This is a genomic window from Enterococcus sp. DIV1307a (assembly GCF_050537425.1).
In the GTDB taxonomy this organism is placed as follows: domain Bacteria; phylum Bacillota; class Bacilli; order Lactobacillales; family Enterococcaceae; genus Enterococcus; species Enterococcus faecalis.
Genome location: NZ_CP172914.1, coordinates 360,361 through 380,142 on the forward strand (window position 1 = coordinate 360,361; position 19,782 = coordinate 380,142).

General features: G+C 36.6%; 17 protein-coding genes, 1 tRNA gene and 1 other annotated feature. Of the genes, 14 read left to right on the top strand and 4 right to left on the bottom strand.

Translation table 11 applies throughout. The features are described from left to right. Positions 1–46 precede the first annotated feature (46 nt). The 5 genes from IGL90_RS01850 (at position 47) to IGL90_RS01870 (ending at position 4,943) form a co-directional block, all read left to right on the top strand. Positions 47–1,255: an LCP family protein gene (locus tag IGL90_RS01850; protein ID WP_002393688.1), complete on the top strand. Its 1,209-nt coding sequence runs from the start codon at positions 47–49 to the stop codon at positions 1,253–1,255. Between the two features lie 129 nt (positions 1,256–1,384). Continuing rightward, entirely contained in the window at positions 1,385–2,086 is a 702-nt protein-coding gene (gene nagB, locus IGL90_RS01855; RefSeq protein ID WP_002355352.1) for a glucosamine-6-phosphate deaminase, read from the top strand. A 95-nt stretch (positions 2,087–2,181) separates the two neighbouring features. Continuing rightward, positions 2,182–2,883, top strand: a complete 702-nt coding sequence (locus tag IGL90_RS01860; protein ID WP_002355354.1) for an MgtC/SapB family protein — start codon at positions 2,182–2,184, stop codon at positions 2,881–2,883. 158 nt (positions 2,884–3,041) lie between these two features. Beyond that, positions 3,042–3,611: a LemA family protein gene (locus IGL90_RS01865; RefSeq protein ID WP_002386098.1), complete on the top strand. Its 570-nt coding sequence runs from the start codon at positions 3,042–3,044 to the stop codon at positions 3,609–3,611. 45 nt (positions 3,612–3,656) lie between these two features. After that, positions 3,657–4,943, top strand: coding sequence for a TPM domain-containing protein (locus IGL90_RS01870; protein WP_048737407.1), 1,287 nt, complete (start codon positions 3,657–3,659; stop codon positions 4,941–4,943). 39 nt (positions 4,944–4,982) lie between these two features. Here IGL90_RS01870 and nrdF read toward each other — a convergent pair whose 3' ends face one another. The 4 genes from nrdF to IGL90_RS01890 form a co-directional block, all read right to left on the bottom strand. Further along, a complete protein-coding gene (gene nrdF, locus IGL90_RS01875) occupies positions 4,983–5,948 on the bottom strand; it encodes a class 1b ribonucleoside-diphosphate reductase subunit beta (RefSeq protein ID WP_002355357.1) in 966 nt (321 codons plus the stop codon). A gap of 200 nt (positions 5,949–6,148) precedes the next feature. Then, positions 6,149–8,308, bottom strand: coding sequence for a class 1b ribonucleoside-diphosphate reductase subunit alpha (nrdE, locus tag IGL90_RS01880; protein ID WP_002355358.1), 2,160 nt, complete (start codon positions 8,306–8,308; stop codon positions 6,149–6,151). After that, positions 8,289–8,666, bottom strand: a complete 378-nt coding sequence (nrdI, locus tag IGL90_RS01885) for a class Ib ribonucleoside-diphosphate reductase assembly flavoprotein NrdI (RefSeq protein ID WP_002355359.1) — start codon at positions 8,664–8,666, stop codon at positions 8,289–8,291. The genes nrdE and nrdI overlap by 20 nt, the downstream gene beginning before the upstream one ends. A gap of 1 nt (position 8,667) precedes the next feature. Beyond that, entirely contained in the window at positions 8,668–8,892 is a 225-nt protein-coding gene (locus IGL90_RS01890) for a redoxin NrdH (RefSeq protein WP_002355360.1), read from the bottom strand. A 512-nt stretch (positions 8,893–9,404) separates the two neighbouring features. Between IGL90_RS01890 and IGL90_RS01895 the strand changes: the two genes are divergently transcribed. From IGL90_RS01895 to tdc, 9 genes are all read left to right on the top strand, one after another. Beyond that, positions 9,405–9,878: a ferrous iron transport protein A gene (locus IGL90_RS01895; protein WP_002355361.1), complete on the top strand. Its 474-nt coding sequence runs from the start codon at positions 9,405–9,407 to the stop codon at positions 9,876–9,878. After that, on the top strand, positions 9,875–12,025 hold the full coding sequence (gene feoB / locus IGL90_RS01900) for a ferrous iron transport protein B (protein ID WP_002355363.1): 2,151 nt from the start codon (positions 9,875–9,877) through the stop codon (positions 12,023–12,025). Before IGL90_RS01895 ends, feoB begins: the two co-directional genes overlap by 4 nt. 6 nt (positions 12,026–12,031) lie before the next feature. Next, the gene (locus IGL90_RS01905) at positions 12,032–12,169 is read left to right on the top strand and encodes a hypothetical protein (RefSeq protein WP_002355364.1); all 138 of its coding nucleotides are present in this window, start codon (positions 12,032–12,034) and stop codon (positions 12,167–12,169) included. 81 nt (positions 12,170–12,250) lie between these two features. Then, positions 12,251–12,324: transfer RNA gene (locus IGL90_RS01910), tRNA-Lys, on the top strand. 278 nt (positions 12,325–12,602) lie between these two features. Further along, the gene (locus IGL90_RS01915; protein WP_002384874.1) at positions 12,603–13,478 is read left to right on the top strand and encodes an aldo/keto reductase; all 876 of its coding nucleotides are present in this window, start codon (positions 12,603–12,605) and stop codon (positions 13,476–13,478) included. Between the two features lie 22 nt (positions 13,479–13,500). Continuing rightward, a complete protein-coding gene (locus tag IGL90_RS01920) occupies positions 13,501–13,983 on the top strand; it encodes a VOC family protein (RefSeq protein WP_002355441.1) in 483 nt (160 codons plus the stop codon). A 165-nt stretch (positions 13,984–14,148) separates the two neighbouring features. Further along, the gene (gene cls / locus IGL90_RS01925; protein ID WP_048737404.1) at positions 14,149–15,594 is read left to right on the top strand and encodes a cardiolipin synthase; all 1,446 of its coding nucleotides are present in this window, start codon (positions 14,149–14,151) and stop codon (positions 15,592–15,594) included. Positions 15,595–15,885: 291 nt separating this feature from the next. Then, positions 15,886–16,100 (top strand) — a binding site (T-box leader). A 191-nt stretch (positions 16,101–16,291) separates the two neighbouring features. Continuing rightward, positions 16,292–17,548: a tyrosine--tRNA ligase gene (gene tyrS, locus IGL90_RS01930; RefSeq protein WP_002355444.1), complete on the top strand. Its 1,257-nt coding sequence runs from the start codon at positions 16,292–16,294 to the stop codon at positions 17,546–17,548. Between the two features lie 298 nt (positions 17,549–17,846). Beyond that, positions 17,847–19,709, top strand: coding sequence for a tyrosine decarboxylase (gene tdc, locus IGL90_RS01935; protein ID WP_002355450.1), 1,863 nt, complete (start codon positions 17,847–17,849; stop codon positions 19,707–19,709). Positions 19,710–19,782: the final 73 nt, after the last annotated feature.

Genomic DNA, 19,782 nt, shown 5'->3' on the forward strand with positions numbered 1-19,782 from the left:
AGGGCATGAATTAAGAATTATTCTTAGATAAACGAGGAAGTGTCTTATGAAACTATGGAAAAAAGTAGTACTGGGCTTCTTGAGCGTCTTGCTAGTGGTAGTAGCTGGGGTATGTGCTTACGGGATTAAGATGTATTCAGATGCCAATTCAACAATTAATGGGATCTATCAATCAGTTAACCGTAAGTCCAATAAAGGAGCCACGGCCAATATTGATGCGCAAGAACCATTCTCTGTTCTTTTAATGGGGATTGACACAGGCGATTTAGGCCGAACAGAACAAGGTCGTTCAGATACTACAATGGTTGTAACCATCAACCCGAAAGAAAACAAGTCCACAATGATCAGTTTGGATAGAGATATTCTAACAGATATTGTTGGAAATGACACACAAGACAAATTGAACCATGCCTATGCATTTGGTGGCGCCGAAATGGCGATTAATACAGTCCAAGAATTACTGGATATTCCCATCCATCACTATGTATCCATCAATATGAAAGGATTAAAAGACCTGATTGATGCGGTAGGCGGTATTGAAGTAGATAATACGATTGGTGAATTTACGTTGGACGGTATTACTGTTCCAGCAGGTAAAATCAAGTTAGATGGCACGACAGGTTTGGCTTATGCGCGGATGCGTCACGAAGATCCTGAAGGAGATGTGGGTCGTCAACGCCGCCAACGAGAAGTTGTTGAGAAAATTGTGCGCAAAGTCATGAGTTTTGACGGTGTTTCAAAATATCGAAAAATTCTTGATGCTGTTGAAGCCAACGTAAAAACAGACTTAACTTGGGATGACATGATGGACATCCAATCAAAATATTTATCTGCCTTTAAAACAATTGACTCAGAACAATTACAAGGATACAGTGCAACCATTGATGATATTTATTATCAAGTCCTAGATCCAAATAGTTTATATAAAACACAAACAACGCTTAGAAAACAACTTGGTTTAAAAGAACATGCTTCTGAACGTGAAAAAGATTTAGCCTTTTATAATCAGTTTAGCTATGCTGTTACAGATACTGCACTGATTGGTGAATCTGGTGATTCAAGTGTCAATAGCTCTACTAGTTCGAGTAGCACAGCGGACACCACAGCCGGACAAACAGAATACAACGGCAATACGCAACAAGCAGCAGAAGGAGCCTATGATCCGAATACGTACGTTGACCCAAATACGTACACAGATCCAAACGCTTATGCTGATCCAAATACGTATGTGGATCCCAACGCACCACAATATTAATCTGTTAAACAAGCTCGAAAACTTCTATTTCTGATGGAAATAGAAGTTTTTTTCTTTTATTCTAGAAATTTTTTTCAGAAGGTGTTATAATTGGACTATACCAAAATAAACCGTAAGGAGCGTGTCAAAATGCAAATTATCCGTGTAGCAAATGCAGAAGAAGGCGGCAAAAAAGCGTTTGAATTAATTAAAGAAGGTATGAACAATGGTGCGAAAGTTTTAGGCTTAGCAACAGGTAGTACACCAGAAACATTATATAAAGAAATGACAGCAAGTGATGTCGACTTTACAGAAATGACTTCTGTAAACTTAGATGAATATGTTGGTTTAGGTGGCGAAGATGAGCAAAGTTACCGTTATTTCATGAACAAACACTTATTTGACAAAAAACCATTTAAAGAAACATTTGTACCAAATGGTAAAGCAGAAGATTTAGATGCTGCTTCCGCAGAATATGAAAAAATTATTGATGCACATCCAGTAGATATCCAAATCTTAGGTATTGGTCAAAATGGACATATTGGTTTCAACGAACCAGGCACACCTCTAGATAGCTTAACACATGTCGTTGAGTTGACTGAATCAACAATCAACGCAAACAAACGTTATTTTGACAAAGTAGAAGATGTCCCAACACGTGCTGTTTCTATGGGGATTGGCTCAATCATGAAAGGTAAAAAAATGATTTTAATGGCTTATGGCGAAGCAAAAGCAGAGGCCATTAAAGGAATGATTGACGGACCAGTAACAACAGACATGCCAGCAAGTGCATTACAAAACCATCAAGATGTTGTTGTAATCATTGATGATGCAGCTGCAAGTAAATTATAATCGTTGATGAAAAAGAACTTGAAACATAAGGATTTCCTTATGTTTCAAGTTCTTTTTTTGTTATACTGGAAGTAATAGAAGAAGAGGTGAAAAGGATGTTACAGCTAACAATTCCAGAAATTATTTTACGGTTAGTCCTAGCGATGGTGATGGGTGGCGCAATTGGTTTTGAAAGACAATATAAGAATCGCCCAGCAGGGATGCGCACTCACATTTTAGTTTGTATGGGCGCGGCTATTATTGCGTTAATTCAGTCGCAAATTGCAATCAATGCATTGAAAGATGCGTTAGCTAATCCGGCTTTGACGGGGGTCATTCGTTCAGATCAAGCAAGGTTGATTGCACAAGTTGTAAGTGGAATCGGCTTTTTAGGTGCTGGAACCATCATTGTAACGAAACAAAGTGTCACCGGATTGACGACAGCAGCGTCACTATGGACCGTTGCTGGTTTAGGGATCGCGGTGGGCATGGGCTACTATACGATTGCCTTAACAAGTTTTATCGGTGTATTATTTGCCTTAACCATTGTCAAACGAATTATTCACGTACCAACAATCAAAAAATTAGAAATTCGCTATCAACATAAACAAGAAACCAAAGAATTTATTAATCAGTATTTTGAAGAAAAACATATTGAAATTTATGATGTGAACTTCAATGTTTCTTGGGTGGATGATACAAAAATCTATACGAATATCTATACTATTGATTTGCCTAAAGGCCTAACGTATGCCGATGTTATCGAAGATCTATCTGTTTCAAATAATGTAACAAAATTACGATTGATTAATGTGTAGAAACATCTATTTATAATTAATGACAACCGCTATAAGTTAAAATGCTTATGGCGGTTTTCTTCTAGGACCTAGGACTGATTTTTTAAGTTTAATATTTCAAAAAGATTACAAAAGAGTTATGATTGTATTACGAGTTAGAAAGAAAGGTGATAAGTAAGATGAATAAAAAAAATAAATTTCTTAGTATTATTGTTGTTGTCGTTGTGATTATTGGTGCATTTGTGATGAAAGCTTATAATCAATTGATTACTTTAGATAATAAAGTCGAAGCAGAATGGTCACAAGTAGAGAATGTAATGCAAAGACGGGCTGATTTAATTCCTAATCTTGTCAGTAGTGTTCAAGGCAGTATGACTCAAGAAAAAGAAGTTTTAAAAGAAATAACGGAAGCACGTAAAGCATACGCAGGAGCAAAATCTTCTTCTGAAAAAGGGCAAGCAAATGAGCAAATTGAAAAAGGATTAGGTAATTTTGTTACAGTATTGAATGAAGATTACCCAAAGTTAGCTTCTTCTGAAAATGTCAAAACCTTAATGACTCAATTAGAAGGATCTGAAAATCGAATTTCTGTTGAACGCCGTAACTATATACAAGCTGTTGAAACATATAACCAACAGATTTCAAAATTCCCTGATAAAATAATTGCAAAACTTTTAGGATTTGAGAAGAAAACTAACTATGTTGCGACAGAGCAGGGAAAAGAAGTGCCACAAGTGGAATTTAAATAAAAAATTTGTAGAAAATTTGGGTTAAAAAGAAAGAAGTGAGGAAGGTTGGATAAAAAAGTCGAAAAAATTCAAGAAAAAGTTCGTTTGTTTTATAAAAAGCATCAGCGGAATACAACGATTGTTGTGGTAATTAGTTTAAGTATGATTTTAATATTAGGAATGGCTGCTTGGCATGAAGGAAAGGGAATCTCCTATGAAGCAAAACAAACTGCACTGAGAGAGAAGCAACATGCCTTACAAAAAAAGAGAGACGATATTTTAGCAGGGAAAATGACTGAAGCGTCAACCCAGACAACAATAAATAACTTTTTTAAACAAGAAATAACTGGTGAAAATGAATTAGTGACAATTACTGGAACGAATGGGCAGTTGAACATTAATGATGCTAATATCTATGTTTCAGATAATGCAGGTATTGTCTCAAATCAACTTAAACAGAAAATGTTTCAATTGAATCAACAATTGTTGGAAAATGCGAATGGCGCACAATTTATGCTTATTACCGTTCCTGCGTTACCTAGTGGGGAATCTGTTGAATCTTACAGCAATAAGATTGCTAATCAATTAGGTGTAGGGGATCGTGAAAAAAATAATGGTGTGGTTTTTCTAATGGCAATTGAGGATCGCGAGTCTCGCTTGGAAGTTGGATATGGCTTAGAGAGTATTTTAACGGATAGCTATGCGGATGATATTATTAATAATGAAGAAGTAAAAGAGGCTTTTAGAGACGAGGATTATAATACAGGTCTCAATAAAATTATTGATCAAGTATCGGCTGCAATCAATTCAAAAACCGCACAAGTGGATAATGAATTAACAAATATACAAACAGAGTTAAACACTAATACAACGAAAAGAAATGTTCTTTTAATGGCAAGTATTGCTGGGATGCTCATTTGTGCTGTTTATATTTTACAAATTTTAAGAACAAGAAAACTTGTTAAAAAAATGTATCAAGATTATTTGAATTGTTTACCAACAAAGGCTGTCCTAAATAACTCAGAACAGACAAAGGAAGTATTAAATAAGATGAAAAAGACTTCTTTTTATTGTTTATATCTTAATGGAGCAACGTTATTTGCCACAAAAGGGAAAATAAGACGTGCCACTAAGCGTGGTTCTTTACTAAGTATATATCCAAATGCAAAAAAACAATCTTTTGGGCGTTTATTAGTAGGAGATACTTTATATAGTTATGATGGTAGTGTTTTGACGTATGCTTATTTAAACTCACAATACAATCCGTCTAATCATAGTAGTTCTGGTAGCAGCAGTGGTGGTTCATTCGGTGGCGGCTCATTCGGCGGTGGCGGTGCCTCAGGAAGTTGGTAAAATAAAAAGCTAGAAACGTTAATCGTTTCTAGCTTTTTGCTATTTATCTAAACCGTAAAGATAGTCATCATCTTTCATGGCTTCAACTGTTCCTAGTAAATAGCCATTTCCTACTTGGGAGAAGAAGTCATGGTTGCTAGTTCCTGTCGAAATACCATTCATTACAATCGGATTCACATCATTGGCTGTATCCGCAAATAAGGGATCCATACCTAAGTTCATTAAAGCTTTGTTGGCGTTGTAACGTAAAAAGGTTTTTACTTCTTCGGTCCAACCTAAGTCATCATATAATTCTTCTGTATAACGTTCTTCGTTTTCGTACAATTCGTAAAGTAAATTATACATCCAGTCTTTTAGTTTATCTTGCTCATCTTCTGGTAATTCATTAAATCCTAATTGGAATTTATAGCCAATATACGTGCCGTGCACTGATTCATCACGGATAATCAATTTAATAATTTCAGCGACGTTCGCTAGTTTATTGTTTCCTAAATAGTAAAGAGGAGTGTAAAACCCAGAATAGAATAAAAACGTTTCTAAAAATACACTAGCAATTTTTTTCTCTAACGGAGTACCGTTTTTATAAATTTCGTTAATCCGTTCTGCTTTATATTGCAGATGTTTGTTGGTATTTGTCCACTCAAAAATATCATCAATCTCTTTTTTTGTATTTAATGTACTGAAGATAGAAGAATAACTTTTGGCATGGACAGATTCCATGAATTGGATGTTATTTAAGACGGCTTCTTCATGGGGCGTCCGCACATCATTTCTCAGTTGATCCATGCCGCTTTCTGATTGAACAGTATCTAATAAAGTTAAACCGCCGAAAACGTAGCCGACAGTAGTTTTTTCTAAATCGGAAAGAGTCCGCCAATCATCTAAGTCATTGGATAACGGAATCCGTGTATCTAACCAAAATTGTTCGGTTAATTTTTCCCAAGTGGATTTATCAATGACGTCTTCAATGGCGTTCCAGTTAATTGCTTCATAATACGTTGCCATGGTTATTCCTCCTGTATGCTGGGACAGCAGTCTGTTTGACTAGTTGTCTCGTTTCTTCGCTTAAAACGTTCTACAGAGTCCAAATAGGAGCATGCAGCCGTTCTTCTTTGTCCAGTATATCTGAAAATGTCCTGTTTAAAAAGAGAACATTCCTAAAAAATAAGACGCTCAAGCAGAACGCCTTATTTAAGTGCTTTTCATTAAATCACGCAAGACTCACATTGATTGCTGCCAATTTCTTCAGCATCATCTGTAAATGTACGAATATAGTAAATTGATTTAATCCCTTTGTTGAACGCATAATGACGTAAAATGTTTAAGTCACGGGTTGTTTGTTTTGGTGTTTCTTTCCATTCATACAAGCCTTCAGGGATTTCTGAACGCATAAACAAGGTTAAACTCATTCCTTGATCAACGTGTTGTTGCGCTGTTGCGTAGACATCAATCACTTTGCGCATATCCATGTCGTAAGCAGAAGTATAGTAAGGGATTGTATCATTAGCTAAATAAGGCGCTGGATAGTAAATCTTACCAATTTTCTTCTCTTGACGTTCTTCAATCATGCGAGTAATTGGATGAATGCTGGCACTAGTATCATTAATATATGAAATTGAACCATTTGGCGCTACGGCTAAACGATTTTGATGATAAAGACCATCTTTTTTCACAGCATCGCGTAACGCAGCCCAATCTTCAGCCGTTGGAATCTGAATGTCTTTGAAGATTTCTTTCACTTTATCAAATTTTGGTGTAAAGTTGCCTTCAATATATTTATCGAAGTAAGCACCAGAAGCATAATCTGATTTTTCAAAATTATGGAAGACTTGGTTACGTTCTTTCGCAATTTGGTTACTTTCCATTAAAGTCCAGTAATTTAATAACATGAAATAAATGTCTGTAAAGTCTAATGATTCTTCAGAGCCGTATTCCATATGATTTTTAGCGAAGAAGGTGTGTAAGCCCATTGCGCCTAGTCCGATTGTATGGCTTAAACGATTTCCATTTTGGATAGTTGGCACGACATCAATTTCAGAAGCATCTGTTACAAAAGTTAACGCACGCGTCATAGCGCGGACAGATTTTCCAAAGTCAGGACTTTCCATTAAATTAACAATGTTAGTTGAACCTAAGTTACAACTAATATCTGTTCCTAAAACTTCATATTCTTGTTTCCCATTAATAACAGAAGGCGTTTGAACTTGAAGAATTTCAGAACATAAGTTACTCATGATAATCTTGCCATCAATCGGATTGTTTTTGTTAGCAGTATCAATATTGATGATATAAGGATAGCCAGATTCTTGTTGTAATTTAGAAATTTCATTTTCTAAGTCACGGGCTTTAATTTTACGTTTACGTATGTTTGGATTGGCCACTAGGTTATCATATTCTTTGGTAATATCTACATAGGAATAAGGCACACCATATTCACGTTCCACACTATAAGGACTAAATAAATACATATCTTCGTTGTTACGTGTTAATTCGTAAAATTTATCTGGAACAATAACACCAAGAGACAACGTTTTTACACGGATTTTTTCATCAGCGTTTTCTTTTTTAGCAGATAAGAACATTTCAATATCTGGATGGAAGACGTTTAGATAAACCACACCAGCACCTTGACGTTGACCTAATTGGTTAGAGTAGCTAAAGCTATCTTCAAATAATTTCATAACAGGGACAACACCACTTGCTGCGCCATCATAACCTTTGATTGGTGCGCCCGCTTCACGTAAGTTTGAAAGAGTAATTCCTACGCCGCCGCCGATTCGTGATAATTGAAGGGCAGAATTAATTGAACGCCCAATGCTGTTCATATCATCTGTTACTTGAACTAAGAAACAAGAAACCAATTCACCTCGACGTTTACGCCCAGCGTTTAAGAAAGAAGGTGTGGCTGGTTGATACCGTTGATGGATCATTTCATCCGCCAATGTTAAAGCCAACTCTTCATCGCCATCCGCAAAATACAAGGCATTAAAGGCAACTCGATCTTCATATGTTTCTAAATACTCTGTTCCGGCGTTGTTCTTTAAAGCGTATTGAGAATAAAATTTATAAGCCGCCATGAAAGACTTGAATTGGAAATGTTGTTCATCTAAGAAAGCATACAATTTTTCAATAAAGTCCATTGAATATTTTTCGATGAATTCAGTTTCAATAAAATCTTCTTTCATTAAAAAGTTGATTTTTTCTTCAGCAGAGCTGAATTTACGTGTATTCGGTTCTACATTTTCTTTAAAGAAGGCTGCGAGTGCTTCTTTATCTTTATTTAAAGGGATTTGACCATCAACAGGACGGTTAATCTCGTTATTCAGTTTGAAATAGCTGACATCTTTAATTTCTTTTAGACTCAATTTCTTCCACTACTTTCTTAAAGGTCTCCACGTCTTCGTCTGTTCCGCTAAACTCAAAGGAGTATAGAAGCGGAACGTGGTAATCGCGGGCAATATCTTTGGCGGTATAGACAAATAATTCAGCAAAATTACGGTTGCCCCCACCAGCTACACCAACTAACAGTTCTTGATTACTTTTATAATCAAGAAAGTCATTCACTACCTCTGTAATTTCTGCATCATAGGTAGGAATGACAAGAATAAAAGGCTCATTTATTTCAAAAAAAGGATTCGCTGGCTCAAGTTCATAAGCAGGCAAATCCAATTTTTTAATAAAGCGCCTTGTTTGACCGGTGACTGAAAAATAAACAAGTTTCATCTTAGCTAGCCAATTGTTTTAATTGGTCTGGACGGAAGCCAACAACGGTTGTTGCTTCAGATGTGATTACCGGTACGCTTTGGAACCCTTGTTCTTTTAACCAGTCGATAGCATCTGGTTGTGCGTCGATATTGATTTCTTCAAAAGCGATGTTATTTTCACTTAGGAAACGTTTCGCCATTTTACATTGGATACAGTTATTTTTTGAAAAGATTTTTACGTTCATTGAAAGTTCCTCCTCTTTTTTTCTACATAGACTAGTATAAATCTATGTAGAAAAAAGTCAACACTTTAACACTATATATTGTGGTGCGTTTTTCTCATAATACTAGTTTTTGTGTTTTTGAAAGAAAAATGAAAACACGTGAATCCTCGTTTTTGGGAGAAAAAACACATTGGTCAGTGTTTGACAAACAAAAAAATTAAAATTTTGAAAGAGAACATTTAGTGAAAAAACACTAAATATTGTGTTGACATTTGAGTTAGGCACAAGAAGAAAAAATAAGCGGATTTGTTATTGAATGAGTGGAATTTTATAGTAGCTAGTAACATAAAAAACAAGAGCTGACTTTTTTCAAAAATAGTAACCTGAAAAAAGTGTCTCTATATAGAAGGAAAATAGAAGAAAACAGGAGATACATCCAGAAATTCATTGACTTTCCGTGTAAGCAAGCGTATTCTTTTAATTGAGAACGATTCTCATTTTCGTTTGAAACTTTTTCACATGGAGGAAAGTAAATGATTACGTTAGCGCAGGCAGAAGTTGGGAAAGTCTATACAGTCGAAAGCGTCCAAGCAGATGTTCAGACAAAGAAACATCTGAACAATTTAGGTGTCGTTGCAGGCCAAGCAGTTGTCCTTGTCAATTATCAGAATCAAAATGGTATTGTTTTATTACATAATAGTCGAATTGCGCTGACAGATACGATTTTACAAGCGATTCATGTGGAGGAGCGCTCGGCGAATGAGAAAGTTTGGGTCTCCTTAGATACCTTGAAAGTTGGAGAACGCGCTACAATAGTAGGGATCCACGGACAAGGAGCGGTGAAACGTCGGTTGATGGACATGGGTTTAACAAAAGGAACAGTAATTTTTATTCGTAAAGTAGCTCCTTTAGCTGATCCAATTGAAATCAATGTACGTGGCTACGAACTAACGTTACGAAAAAGTGAAGCGGAACTAATCTTGGTTGAAAAGGAGGAAAGCGAATGACTCAGCAAATTGCACTAGCCGGCAACCCTAATAGCGGTAAAACGACAACGTTCAATATGTTAACAGGAGCCAACCAATATGTTGGAAACTGGCCAGGGGTGACTGTGGAACGCAAAGAGGGGGTGGCAAAGAAAGATAAGACACTCATTATTCAAGATTTGCCAGGGATTTACTCTCTTTCTCCTTATACGCCTGAAGAAATTGTGGCACGAGATTATCTTTTGGAGGACCAACCTTCAGTGATTTTGAATATTCTCGATGTGACCAATTTGGAACGGAATCTTTATTTAACAACACAATTAATTGAAACCGGATTACCGGTTGTTTGTGCGTTAAATATGATGGATTTGTTGGAAAAAAACGGCCAAACATTGAATAGTGAAAAGTTAAGTTATGGCTTAGGCGTGCCTGTCGTTGAGATTAGTGCTTTGAAGAATCGTGGGTTGGATCATGCTTTAAAACAAAGTAAGCAGCGAGCGAATGCCATAGAGACAGAGGTTATTTATCCTTCTTATGATAATCGCTTAGAAGCAGCACTTGCTGAAATTGTTGATATTTTAGGGAATACTGTTCCTGAAACGCAACAGCGTTGGTATAGTTTAAAACTTTTTGAACGAGATGTTCGAACCAAAGAGCAATTATTATTGAGTTCTTTTCAAGAAAAAGAAATTGAAGAAGTCATTCAAATTACTGAAAAAATCTTTCAAGATGAAAGTGAAGCGATTATCATCAATGAACGCTATGCCTTTATTGCTCGATTAATTGCTTTATGTGCGACGAAAAAAACAGAAATGACATTTACTCACAGTGATAAGATTGACCGAGTGGTAACCAATCGGTGGTTGGCGTTGCCAATCTTTGCGTTTGTGATGTGGTTGGTCTATTACTTGTCTATTCAAACGGTTGGTACAATGGGGACAGACTGGTTAAACGATGTCTTTTTCGGGGAATGGGTTCCTCAATTTGTAGGAAATTGGTTGGCGCAATGGCAAGTAGCGCCATGGATGCAAAGTTTAATTTTAGATGGGATCATTGCAGGGGTTGGGGCTGTGTTAGGCTTTTTACCACAACTGGCCGTCCTGTTTTTATGTTTAGGTTTTTTAGAAGATTGTGGCTATATGGCACGGATTGCCTTTGTCATGGATCGCTTGTTTCGGAAATTCGGCCTATCTGGTAAGTCGTTTATTCCAATGTTAATTGCGACAGGTTGTGGGGTCCCAGGCGTGATGGCTAGTCGAACGATTGAAAACGAACGCGATCGGCGAATGACTATTATGGTCACGACTTTTATGCCATGTTCGGCGAAGTTGCCAATTATCGCTCTGATTGCAGGTGCATTTTTTCCTAACCAAAGTTGGGTCTCGCCCTCTGCTTATTTCTTAGGGGTTGCTTCCATTGTGTTGTCAGGGATTGCTTTAAAAAAGACCAAGCATTTTTCGGGAGATCCAGCACCATTCATTATGGAACTTCCCGCCTATCATTTGCCACAGCTTAGAAGTGTGGTTCGACATGCCTATGAACGATGTCGCTCATTTGTAAAAAAAGCAGGCACGATTATTTTTGTTTCCAGTATTCTCATTTGGTTCATGTCCCATTATTCTGTGACGTTTCAACCCGTTCCAGAAAGTCAAAGTATTCTAGCATTTCTAGGTAAAGGGTTGGCGGTGCTATTTATCCCATTAGGTTGGGGGAATTGGCAAGGGGCAGTTGCTACAATTACAGGATTGATAGCGAAAGAAAATATTATTGGTACCTTAGGCATTTTATTTGGCAATGTGAAAGATGTTTCTGAAAATGGGGTAGAAGTCTGGGGCGCACTGCAACACACCTTTACGCCAGTCGCGGCCTATTCGTTCTTAACTTTTAACTTATTATGTGCACCTTGTTTTGCTGCAATTGGCGCAATTCGTCGTGAAATGGGAGACCTCAAATGGACATTAGGAGCCATTGGTTATCAATGCGGTTTGGCTTATATGGTCAGTTTTGTGATTTATCAATTAGGCCATGTGTTAGTCGAAAAAGGCACACTAACTCTGGGGACTTTTTTAGCGATGGGTGTTGTTTTAGCTGGATTTTATTTCCTTATAAGAAAACCAAAGCCAGGCAAAGAAAGTGTCCAAGCAATCACTTCTTTAGAAAGAGGGTAATAACGGATGGCAACAATTATTTTATCCATTTTAATTTTTGGAACAGCAGGAATCATCACCTATCGACGAATCAAAAAAGGGGAAAGTTGTGAAGATTGTCAAACAGCTTGTCCTGTAAAAAAAGAACAATCTTCACAAGAATAACAACTGAAAAAAATTCCCTCTTGTATAAATAATAGCGGAGTGCTACAATATTGAGGTAGCTGAAAAGCCATTTTATACAACGGGGGCATAGCTCAGTTGGTTAGAGCATCTGACTCTTAATCAGAGGGTCTAGGGTTCGAATCCCTATGCCCCCATTGGGTGCCAAACCCACGAGAACGGTATTCTGTCGGCGTCTTAGGACGTTTCGAAGACGGAGTACGCGTTCTCTTTTTTTACATAAGATGTCGTGTGTCGTGAGAGATACACTAGTTAAATCGTTTAAAGAATGCTACGCTTAGAAGAGCGAGAAAGTACGTTATATAAAAAAAGTTAAAAAAATTTCAGGCTAAAAAAGCGAATTTAACAAAAAGCGCACTTTTTGGTTCCTATGAAACGAAAAAGTACGTACTATACAGCATGTACGGCACGGTATATGATGATATCAGAAAACGTTAAAGGAGCGAATCAAATGATTACATCACTAGCAGATACAGTAACATTAAACAACGGCACTAAAATTCCAGGAATGGGTCTCGGGGTATTCCAAATACCAGATGAAGAGACAGCAAAAGTGGTCGAAGAAGGGATTATCAATGGTTATCGTTTAATCGATACAGCGCAAATCTATGGCAATGAATCTGGCACAGGAGCGGGAATTAAAGCAGGCTTAGCGGCAACTGGTTTGAACCGTGAGGACTTATTTGTTACCTCGAAAGTTTGGAACGCGCATATTTCCTATGATGAAACAATTCAAGCTTTCAATGATAGTTTGGAACGTTTAGGTTTAGATTATTTAGATTTGTATTTAATTCATTGGCCAGGAAATAATTCTTACAAAGAATCATGGCAAGCTTTAGAAACTTTATACGCCGAAGGAAAAGTGAAAGCAATTGGTGTCAGCAACTTCCAAGTTCATCATTTAGAAGATTTACTTTCTTATGCAAAAGTTGTTCCGGTAATTAACCAAGTGGAACTACATCCAAAATTGGATCAAAAAGAAGTGCGTGATTTCTGTGAAAAACATGATATCAAAGTCCAAGCTTGGTCACCATTGATGCAAGGTCAATTATTATCGAATGAAACCATTTTGGCGATTGCTGAGAACCATAATAAATCAGCAGCGCAAGTGATTTTACGTTGGGATATTCAACAAGATATCTTATTAGCCGTGAAATCTGTCCACAAAGAACGGATGATTAGCAATGCAGCGGTCTTTGATTTTGAACTAAGTGCAGAAGAAATGGCACAAATTAACCAATTGAATGAATCGTTACGTGTGGGACCAGATCCAGACACGTTTGATTTCTAAAAATTAACTAGGAGGAGATACAATGAGTGAAGCAGTTAAAGGTTTTTCAGTAGTCAACCACGTGGGGATTACAGTCAGTAATTTGGATGAATCAGTGAAGTTTTATGAAGCATTAACAGGAACAAAAATCGCAAATCGTGATGAAATTGGTGGAAAACGGATGGCCCAAACACAAGGGTTAGATGATACATTAATCAAGTATGCCAATGTGCATCTAGAAAACATCAATATTGATTTATTAGAATATGTTAAACCAAAATCAGAAAAAGCTTCTTATTCCAACGAACAAATTAGTGCAATGCATATGTGTTTCGAAGTGGAAGATATTGATGCAGCTGTTGCACGTTTAAGAGCGATTGGCGTAGAACCTGATGGAGAGCCGATTACATTCCAAGAAGAAGATGGCTTGAAGAGCGGTTTTGGTACAGGGGTCGCTTACTTTACCGATCCAGATGGTACAAATTTAGAATTGATTGCTCCTAAAGGTCCATTTACACGAAATTAAGTTAAAAGACTTTCAAATAAACATCAAAAAGACCCCCTCATTCTAGTATCACTAACTAGGATGGGGGTTCTTTTTATTTTTTGAGACAGAAGTCGCTAAAGAAAAGATATTCCAAATCCGTAATTGATGGTATACTAAAACGTAACAAATAAAGGAGGAAGACAATTGATTCTTAGCGTCTTAACAGTTATTTATTTTATTAATGCAATTATTGCGGGAATTACCATTTTGTTAAAACCTCGAGATGTAGCAGCAATTTGGGCATGGCTACTCGTACTGATTGCTCTACCCGTTTTTGGTTTTTTCTTATATTTATTCTTTGGGCGCGGTTTAACCGACAAAAAGAAATTTTATTTGCAACAAAGTGATTTACGGGAATTAGAGAATTTCCAGAATTTCCAAGAAGAAAGTTTTGAACTTTATAGTCTAAAGATGCCGACGGAGGAGCAACAACAGTTTACAGACTTTTTTTCCTCGTTAAATAGGATGCCCCTGACTAAGAAAAATGATGTTGAAATTTTTACGGATGGTACGGAAAAATTCAATGCGTTGATGGCGGACATAAAAAAAGCTCAGCACTCCATTCATATTGAATATTATGCCTTTGTAACGGATCATATCGGTACCAAAATTTTGAACTTATTAGAAGAAAAGGCGGCTGAAGGGGTTGAAGTGCGGTTGCTTTACGATGCCTTTGGCTCAAAGGGCACCAAGGTTCATCATTTGAATGAATTGAAAAAAAACGGCGGTTTTGTCCAAACGTTTATTACTTCTCAAAAAGCACTTTTGAAGTTTCGTTTGAATTATCATGATCACCGGAAAATTGTTGTTATTGACGGAAAAGTAGGCTACATTGGCGGCTTTAATGTTGCCGATCAATATGCCGGAACGACTAAAAAGTTTGGCTATTGGCGGGATACACATTTACGGATTCAAGGGCCAGCAGCCTCATTACTGCAAATGCGTTTTTTAATGGATTGGAACGTCTCTTCCCCCGAGAAAAATCGTGTGGCGTATCAATTGGATTATTTCTTTAAACTTGAAGCATTGGTGCCAGAGGCAAATACATCCATTCAGATGATTGCCAGTGGTCCTAACAGTGACCGTGAACAAATTAAATTGGCCTTTATTAAATTGATTACTTCTGCCAAGAAAAGAGTCTGGATTCAAACGCCGTATTTAGTTCCTGATGATAGTGTCTTGGCTGCTTTAAAGGTTGCTGCGGCTTCAGGAGTAGATGTTAAAATTATGATTCCAGATAAGCCCGACCATCCGTTTATTTATCGAGCAACACAGTATTACGGCCGCTTATTGATGAAAGAAAATATTGAAATTTTAATTTATAACGGTGGTTTCTTACATGCGAAAACAATGATTATGGATGATGAAGTCTGCACAGTTGGTTCAGCCAATCAAGATATCCGAAGTTACAAATTAAACTTTGAAGCAAATGCTGTGTTATATGATAAAAAAATCATTGATCAATTAGAAGCAATTTTCTTAGAAGATCGAAAAAAATGTACAACAATGACTCCAGAAGTTGTTCGCGACATGTCAAAATGGTTGATTTTTAAACAGCAAATTTCACGATTATTTTCACCAATTCTTTAAAACTGTTTTTCACAAAATGACGAACTTCTGATCCGAAGTTCGTCATTTTTCTTCGGGAATTTTATAAAAGTATAGAAAATCACAAAAAAAGTCAAAAAAATTTTAAAGAATATTTTTTTATTTTATTCGTTATTTTTTTATCTGTAGTTGCTGTTAAAACAAATAAATATTATTGTTAATTTGTTATTTTATTTTTGCGAAAAAGGGACATCTTTTGTAAAAGTAAAAAAAATTAAGCAAAGAGTGTTGACAAAAAAAACGAAAAGGAATATGCTACATGTACAAGTTAAATACAAAGCAATGACAGAAAAGCAGTAGAGAAATAACCACTGTTACAGAAAGCTAGTGGCGCTGGAAACTAGTACACGTTATTTATCGAATTACATTCTTGAGCTTCTGCCTACAGGGCACGGGTAACAGCGTTATTTGTTAAGAGGTATATAGTATTTTAAATAAACTAAACTATGTATAAATTTGGGTGGTACCACGAGAAATTCGTCCCTAAGTCGTTTCGACGGCTTAGGGATTTTTTGTATTCTTTTTTTGAATACGTGGCAGACCAAAGAAAATTTCGTGAACCCGTGTATACATAGAAATAAACACGGAATATCGTGTAAAAACAAGTGTGTTAATCGTTTGTTTCGTTAAATGAACGATTTCCTATAAAGAGATAATTATAAATATGGAGGGTGATAACATGAATATCATTGACGAGCTAGCATGGCGTGATGCAATCAATCAACAAACAAACGAAGAAGGACTAAGAGAACTTACAGAAAATACGAGCATTTCGCTATATTGCGGTGTCGATCCAACTGGAGATAGCATGCATATTGGACATTTAATTCCTTTTATGATGATGAAACGATTCCAATTAGCAGGTCATCACCCATACATTTTAATTGGTGGCGGAACTGGAACAATTGGTGACCCAAGTGGACGAACAACCGAACGTGTCTTACAAACGATGGAAGCTGTGCAACATAATGTGGACAGTCTTTCAAACCAAATGAAAAAATTATTTGGTAAAGATGCTGAGGTAACAATGGTGAACAACTACGATTGGTTATCAGAACTATCTTTATTAGATTTTTTAAGAGATTACGGGAAAAACTTTAATGTCAACACGATGTTGGCAAAAGACATTGTCGCTAGTCGTTTAGAAAGTGGCATTTCCTTTACAGAATTCACATACCAAATTCTTCAATCAATTGACTTTTACACATTGCATAAAAAACATAATATTCAATTGCAAATTGGTGGCGCTGATCAATGGGGCAATATCACTGCAGGATTAGATTTGATTCGTAAAAAAGAAGGACCAGAAGCCAAAGTATTCGGGTTAACCATTCCTTTAATGCTAAAAGCAGATGGTACAAAATTTGGGAAAACAGCGGGTGGCGCTATCTGGTTAGATCCTAAGAAAACCTCACCATTTGAATTCTACCAATTCTGGTTAAACCAAGATGATCGTGATGTCATCAAATACTTGAAATTCTTTACTTTCTTAGATAAAGAAGAAATCGATGCGTTAGCTGAAAAAGTTGAAAAAGAACCAGGTAAACGTGAAGCACAAAGACGCTTAGCTGAAGAAGTGACACGATTTGTTCACGATGATGCAGCTTTAGAAGAAGCGCAAAAAATTTCAGAAGCTCTTTTCTCAGGCAACATTAAAGACTTAACGATTGAGGAAATTGAGCAAGGGTTAGAACATGTGCCAACTGTTGAAATTACCAAAGATGCTAAAAACATCGTAGATTGGTTAGTTGACACAGAAATCGAACCATCAAAACGTCAAGCTCGCGAAGATGTGAGCGGAGGAGCTATAAGTATTAACGGTGACCGAGTTACCGATTTAGATTTTGCAGTCGATCCAACACAACATTTCGATGGAAAATTCGTTGTTGTACGGAAAGGGAAGAAAAATTACTTTTTAGCAAAAGTAATGGATTAGAAATTGATAATAATTTCACGAAGAGAAGACGTGTGATTATTTGATCAAAGTTAAAATTCTATTTCTCCTTACAGGTAGTGGTGAAACCGTTAATACACCTAATAAGAGTGGGATTGTACACACAATCCCACTCTTATTTTTTTATATAATGGTTCTGACAAGACACCTTGTGAAAAAATTATAAAATTAAAGAGCTATGATAACCATTGTTATTTTTCTTCTTTACACTTTAGCCGTTTGGGTGTAAGTTGTGAATGCAAAATCTAATTCATTAAAATTTGTAAGGAGGAATTTTCGTATGAAAAACGAAAAATTAGCAAAAGGCGAAATGAACCTTAATGCACTATTCATTGGGGACAAAGCCGAAAACGGACAATTATATAAAGACTTGTTGATCGACTTAGTAGATGAACATTTAGGATGGCGTCAAAACTACATGCCACAAGACATGCCAGTTATCTCTTCTCAAGAACGCACATCTGAAAGCTACGAAAAAACTGTCAACCATATGAAAGATGTATTGAATGAAATCTCTTCTCGCATGCGTACACATTCAGTTCCATGGCATACAGCAGGTAGATATTGGGGACATATGAACTCAGAAACATTAATGCCTTCTCTATTAGCTTACAACTTTGCAATGCTATGGAACGGGAACAACGTTGCCTATGAATCTTCTCCAGCAACTTCTCAAATGGAAGAAGAAGTAGGACATGAATTTGCTCACTTAATGAGCTACAAAAATGGTTGGGGACACATCGTTGCTGATGGTTCTTTAGCTAACTTAGAAGGCTTATGGTATGCCCGTAACATTAAATCATTACCATTTGCTATGAAAGAAGTAAAACCAGAATTAGTTGCTGGCAAATCAGATTGGGAACTATTGAACATGCCAACAAAAGAAATTATGGACTTATTAGAATCAGCTGAAGATGAAATTGATGAAATCAAAGCTCATTCAGCTCGTTCAGGTAAACATTTACAAGCAATCGGTAAATGGTTAGTCCCACAAACTAAACACTATTCTTGGTTAAAAGCTGCTGATATTATCGGTATCGGTTTAGATCAAGTTATCCCAGTACCAGTTGACCATAACTACCGTATGGATATCAACGAATTAGAAAAAATCGTTCGTGGCTTAGCAGAAGAACAAATTCCAGTGCTAGGTGTTGTCGGTGTAGTTGGTTCTACTGAAGAAGGTGCCGTTGACTCAATCGATAAAATTATTGCTTTACGCGATGAATTAATGAAAGACGGTATTTACTATTATGTACACGTTGATGCTGCTTATGGTGGTTATGGACGTGCCATCTTCTTAGACGAAGACAACAACTTCATCCCTTACGAAGATTTACAAGATGTTCACGAAGAATACGGTGTCTTCAAAGAGAAAAAAGAACACATTTCAAGAGAAGTGTATGATGCATATAAAGCAATCGAATTAGCAGAATCAGTAACAATTGACCCTCATAAAATGGGTTATATCCCTTATTCAGCTGGTGGTATCGTTATCCAAGATATCCGTATGCGCGACGTTATTTCTTACTTCGCAACTTACGTATTTGAAAAAGGTGCCGATATTCCTGCGTTACTAGGTGCTTATATCCTTGAAGGTTCAAAAGCTGGTGCAACAGCTGCTTCTGTATGGGCTGCACACCACGTTTTACCTTTAAACGTTGCAGGTTATGGTAAATTAATTGGTGCTTCAATTGAAGGATCACATCATTTCTATAACTTCTTGAATGATTTAACATTCAAAGTTGGCGACAAAGAAATCGAAGTCCACACATTAACTCATCCAGACTTCAACATGGTTGACTATGTGTTTAAAGAAAAAGGCAACGATGATTTAGTAGCAATGAACAAATTAAACCATGATGTATATGACTATGCATCATACGTTAAAGGAAATATTTACAACAACGAATTCATTACTTCACATACTGACTTTGCTATTCCAGATTATGGCAACAGCCCATTAAAATTTGTAAACAGCTTAGGATTTAGTGACGAAGAATGGAACCGTGCAGGTAAAGTAACTGTGTTACGTGCTGCTGTAATGACTCCATACATGAACGATAAAGAAGAATTTGATGTTTACGCTCCTAAGATTCAAGCTGCTTTACAAGAAAAATTAGAACAAATTTACGACGTAAAATAATTGAATCTTAAACGGAAAAAAGAAATGGTAACCGAACGAGGGAACGTTGGTCTGGTTGATTTATTCAAGAGAT